Source organism: Candidatus Streptomyces philanthi (assembly GCF_059553635.1).
The window spans coordinates 1-5,062 of record NZ_JCANQV010000367.1; the positions used below are offsets into that span (position 1 = coordinate 1).

Sequence of the window (5,062 nt, forward strand, 5' to 3'; positions counted from 1 at the left end):
GACGCGCGCCGGCGGGCACCCGAGGGGTGCCGGTCGACGGCCCCGCCGCAGCGGCGCGTCGTACGGGGCTGCGTCGTACGGGGCCGGGCGGTGCCGCTCCTTACGAGGTGGCGGGGACGCTGTCGCGGCACGCCGGGTGGCCCCAGCCCGCCGCCAGCTTGGCGATCTTCTCGCCCGCCTCGTAGCGGGCCTGGCAGTGACCGCAGCGGCCGGGGAACTTGGCCTTGATCACGACGCCCGCGCCGCCGCCCGACGCCCGGCGCGCGGGCGCCTTGCGGGAGCTTGCCGCACGCGGCTTGTCCTCCGTCGCGGGGCTCGGCCGCGGCACGTCGGTCGCGCCGTGCGAGGTGCCCGCGGCCGCCTGGTCGGTGGCGGCGGTACTGGCCGCGGCATCGGCGATGGCGTTGAGGGGGTCGCCGTTCACCTGGTGGGCGAGGACGTGCCGGAACGTCACCTCGCGGCCCTGGAGCAGGGCGTCGATGCGGATGACCAGGTCCTTGTTGGCCACAGGTTTCTTCGACGCGGTCTGCCAGCCGTTGCGTTTCCAGCCCGCGATCCACCGGGTGACCGCGTTCATCGCGTACTGCGAGTCCATGCGGATCTCCAGGGGTACCGCCGGGTCGGTGGCCTCCAGGAGTTCGGCGAGCGCGGTGAGTTCGGCGACGTTGTTCGTCGTACGGCCGAGGGGGCCCGCCTCCCAGCGCTGCGGGGTCCCCGCGGCGTCGGCGAGCACCCAGGCCCAGCCGGCGGGCCCGGGATTGATCTTGGCGGCGCCGTCACAGGCCGCGATCATCCGTTCTGACATCCCTCGATGATGCCAGGCCCACGAAGGCTTCCGCCCACCCGGGCACCGTGCAGGCCAGGTCAGGCGTGCCCCGGTGGCGCAGGCCCGTGGTGCGGCGGCTCCCGCGGCGGGCTTGCCCGTACGGGCACACCGACGTGCCCGCGCCGTGCCCGTTCGTACCTCGCCCGGACACCGTGTGCGCGCGTATCCAGGAGGGACCCGCCACCACGCCGATGAAGGTCCCCGATGCGCGCACCACGACCGGGCAGGACGCCCGACACCGACCAGGCCCGCACCACACGGAGCCGTCCCGTCCGGGAGGCGGTGCCGTCCCGGGCCGTGCCGCTCGCCGGTGATCTGTCGCCCCGGGCGCTGCACGCCCTCCAGCGCGGCGCCGGCAACGCCGCCGTCACCCGGCTGGTCCAGCGGGAGGGCCACCGGCACGGCGCGGCCGGCCGGCGCGTCGCGGAGGGGTACGAGGCCCCGGGGGCGTCCGTCCAGCGGGCCGTCCACCAGGAGCCCAGCTACCGGGCGAAGGTCGGTGACACCACCTCGCTGACCAACCGCGGCGACCTCGATGTCGAGGAGCACGACGGGGAGCCGCACGTCCGCGTGTACCAGACCGTGTTCAAGCCGGTGGACAAGGGCCCGCACAAGGACACCCAGCAGCGTGAGGACGGCTCGATCCACCTCATGAACCAGAAGGACGGCGCCTGGCTGAACATGGGCCGGCCCTGGCGGTCCATGCACTACATGCGCACGTACCAGCACCAGAAGAACGTCGACGTCAAGGGGCCGGGGAACCAGGGGCCGCTGGGCGGGAACGCGTCGCGGGCGGCGGAGGACTCCTCGATGGTGCGCTCGTTCCTGATCCCGCTCGACACCTACCGGCGGGTGACCGGCAACGCGGTCAGCGAGAAGCAGATCAAGGCGGTGTCCGGCGCGACGCCCCTGAGCCAGAGCACGGACAAGGCGAAGGACACGGACCAGTACGAGATCCGGGGCCCCTGGCTGGCCGATGTCGCCGGCACGGCCGTGCCCGGCTCCCTGGTCTCCTATGTCCGCGACGATCTGGCCGGACCGCTCCAGGGCCACACCGGGTACGGCGAGGTGCGGCCGGTCGGCGGGATGCTCGACCGGCTGGGCATGCCGGACCTGGAGGACTTCCCCGAGTACCGGCCGGCCGACCGGCGCGAGGACGGGCTCGTCCTGCCCCTGACCAAGGGCAAGATGCCCGGCGCCCGCGACCAGGAGCGGCACCTCGCCCGCCTTGAGGGGCTGCTCGCCGACGCGTACCCGAAGAACGGCGAGACGCATCTGCGGCGTTGCAAGGACGCGCGGAAGGAACTGAAGAAGCTCGCGGGTCTGGAGGGGACCAAGGACCGGGAGGTGGACTGGGAGGCGCTCCGGGGGCGGGTCCACCGTGCGATGAACTACGCGGGCATGCCCGCCGTCCTGGCGGAGAACTACCAGGAGGCCAAGGACGCCCCCGCGGACGCGTTCCGGACGAGGAACTTCGCGGGCAGGCCGTCCGGCTCGTAGCGGCTGCCCCGCCGGTGGCTCATGGCCAGGCCGACGTTCCCTCACCTCACTGTCCTCGCACGGCTTTTCGCCTCATGCGTCCGCACCGCAAGCCCCCGCCGCCGCGACGGGGGCCCGCACGGCACACGGTCCCCGTGAGACACCGCATGTCGCCGCCGGTCTCGGTGAACGCCTCCGCGCCTGTGTCCGCCCGGCGGCCGGTACCCCGCCCCCGCGCCTGGCCGACCTCACCTCGCATCTCCTCGGCCGCGGCCTGGAGAAGCGCAAACTGCCCGAACTCGTCCTCCACGTCCCCCGTATGCCCCTGGGCCCCACCGGCAAGATCTGCCTCCGCACCCTGACCGCGCTGGCGGCCGGGGGACGGTCGGAGCGGAGGGTGTCCTCGTAGTGCGGCGTGGGGCGCCAGTTCCCGCCGCCCCCTACCGCAGCGTCCAGCCGCCGTCGGGGGAGAGCGTCGAGCCGGTCATGAAGCCGTTGGTGAAGAGGAAGAGGACGGCCTCGGCGATCTGGTCCTCGGTGCCGAGCCGGTGCAGCAGGGTGTCCCTGCGGTACTGCGCGAAGCTCGCCTCGCGGGCCTCGGCGGGACGGCGGGCCCAGAGGCTGCCGTCGACGGTGCCGGGCGAGACGACGTTGACGCGTACCGGGGCGAGTTCGACCGCGAGGCCGCGGCCGAGTCCCTCGACGGCCGCGTTGCAGGCCGCGTAGGCGGGCGCGGGGCCGGGCGGACGGGCTCCCGCGGCACCGGACATCAGCACCACCGATCCGTCCTCGGTGAGCTTGGGGGCGGCGTGCTTGACGGCGTGGTACTGGCCCCAGAACTTCGTGGTGAACGGGCTCTCGGCCTCGGCGTCGGTCAGTTCGCGCAGTGGTCCTGTGGTGTAGGACGCGGCGGAGGTGAAGAGGTGGTCGACGCGGTCGAGGGGCGCGAAGAACGCGGCGAGCGAGTCCTGGTCGGTGGTGTCGACGGTGTGCCAGGTGGCGGCGTCGCCCACCGCGTGCGCGGCGGTGGCCAGGCGCTGTTCGCTCCGTCCGCCGAGCACCACCCGCGCGCCGGCCGCGACGGCGTGATGGGCCACCCGCAGTCCGATGCCGGAACCGCCGCCGATGAGTACGACCGTCCGGCCGTCGAGTCGGGTCATGCGCGTGGTCCTCCCGGGGAGTGGGCGTCCTTGATCGTCGATGGGTCAACGGGCCGGTACGGGGCGGTATTCCGGGTCGGCGGGGAGGAATCGCACCCGAGGGACGGGCCGTTCTCCCGTCCGCTCCCCAGGAGCGGCCGCTGTGACGGAGATCATCGCTGCTGAGGCACCGGATGGTCGGGGGGTGCGTGATGAACATGACACGATCGGTGCACGCTGCGGCCTTCTCCCTGGTCGCGGCGTTTCCTGTCCCCCCGTGCGCCCCGAGGAAACAACTTGCGCAAGTCTCACAGGAATGTGCTCTTCTCCGCCCTGGCCGCCGCCTCCCTCGTTCTGACGGGGTGCTCGGCGGACGCGCCGGACACGGCGAAGGGCACCGCGGACCCGGCCGCCCCCTCCCCCACGGCCGCCGCGTCACCCCCCGCCGAATCGCCCCAACTCGCCGTCGCCGCCGCGGCGCCCGGCGACACCGCCCCGAGCGCCGTGGCGCGCCCCACGGAGAGCGCCCCGAAGGACGGCGGCACACCCGCGCGGAAGTCCGGGCTGAAGGTCGCGTCGTTCGACAAGCGCACCGGACGTGCCGTCATCTCCACGCCTCCGAAGGACTCCCCGGCGCCCCCGGCGAAGGTCTCGGCCGGTGACGTGATCGCCAGCGCGCCCGCGCCCGGCGCGCCCGACGGCGTCCTGGCCAAGGTCACCGAGGTGGGGCGCACGACCGGTCACGGGACCGAGGTCCGCACCGAACCCGCCACGCTGCACGCCCTGCTGGGCGAGTCCAAGGCGGAGGGCACGGTGGCGGTCGACCCGTCCGCCGTCGAGGTCGAACCGCTCCTGTCCGGCGTCAAGGTCTCCTGGGCGAAGCACGGTGACGTCCACTTCGGCCCGGAGGGCGCGAAGCTGCCGATGGGGAATCTGCGGGTCGACGTCGGCGCGGCGATCGCCACCGCGAAGGGCGCGCCGGCGTCGGCCGGAGCGTCGGTCCGGGGCTTCGTCCAGCTGGCGCCCGAGGTCGACTTCTCGTACGACGGCCGCGGGACGGACGGACGCGCGCCCGGTACGGCGTCGCTCGCGCTGTCCGGCGACTGGTCCGCCCAGTGGGAGCTGAAGGGCCGGGTGGCGGCCACCACGGAGGCCGAGCCGCTGCGCGTCCCCTTCGCCAAGCTGCACGCGGACCCGGTCATCAACGTGGGCCCGGTGCCGGTGGTCGTCAACCTCGATCTCACCTGCTACCTCCAGGTGGACGGCGACGGCAGGATCACCGTGGACGTCGAACAGGGCGTCAAGGGCGGCTTCAAGGTCGGCGGGTCGTACAGCCTGGCCAAGGGCTGGGTGCCGGTCAGCGAGTCGGACATCAACGGCACCCCGGTGAAGGCCACGGCATCGGCCGAGGGCAGGGTCCGGGCGGCGCTCGGCACGGAGGCGTCCGTCGGCCTGTACGGGCAGGTGGGTGTGACCGGCCGGGTGGCGCCGTACCTGCGGGCCGAAGGCGCCGTGCGGGCGAGCACCGGCCCCGGCAAGCCCTCGGTGGACGGCAAGTGGGCCGCGTTCGGCGGTGTGGACGTGAACGGGGCGCTCCAACTGCACCTGGGCGTCTTCG

General features: G+C 73.8%; 4 protein-coding genes. 2 read left to right on the forward strand and 2 right to left on the reverse strand.

Going from position 1 to position 5,062, the window contains the following annotated elements; translation table 11 throughout:
* Positions 1–100: 100 nt before the first annotated feature.
* A complete protein-coding gene (locus AC51EU_RS26960; protein ID WP_496269695.1) occupies positions 101–805 on the reverse strand; it encodes a ribonuclease H family protein in 705 nt (234 codons plus the stop codon).
* Positions 806–1,030: 225 nt separating this feature from the next.
* Between AC51EU_RS26960 and AC51EU_RS26965 the strand changes: the two genes are divergently transcribed.
* Positions 1,031–2,326, forward strand: a complete 1,296-nt coding sequence (locus tag AC51EU_RS26965; RefSeq protein ID WP_496269696.1) for a hypothetical protein — start codon at positions 1,031–1,033, stop codon at positions 2,324–2,326.
* A gap of 419 nt (positions 2,327–2,745) precedes the next feature.
* Here the strand turns inward: AC51EU_RS26965 and AC51EU_RS26970 are convergent, their stop codons facing one another.
* Positions 2,746–3,465 (reverse strand): SDR family oxidoreductase, encoded by a 720-nt coding sequence (locus AC51EU_RS26970; protein WP_496269697.1) that lies wholly within the window; start codon positions 3,463–3,465, stop codon positions 2,746–2,748.
* A 276-nt stretch (positions 3,466–3,741) separates the two neighbouring features.
* Between AC51EU_RS26970 and AC51EU_RS26975 the strand changes: the two genes are divergently transcribed.
* On the forward strand, positions 3,742–5,062 hold a 1,321-nt coding region (locus tag AC51EU_RS26975; RefSeq protein ID WP_496269698.1), incomplete at its 3' end, for a hypothetical protein.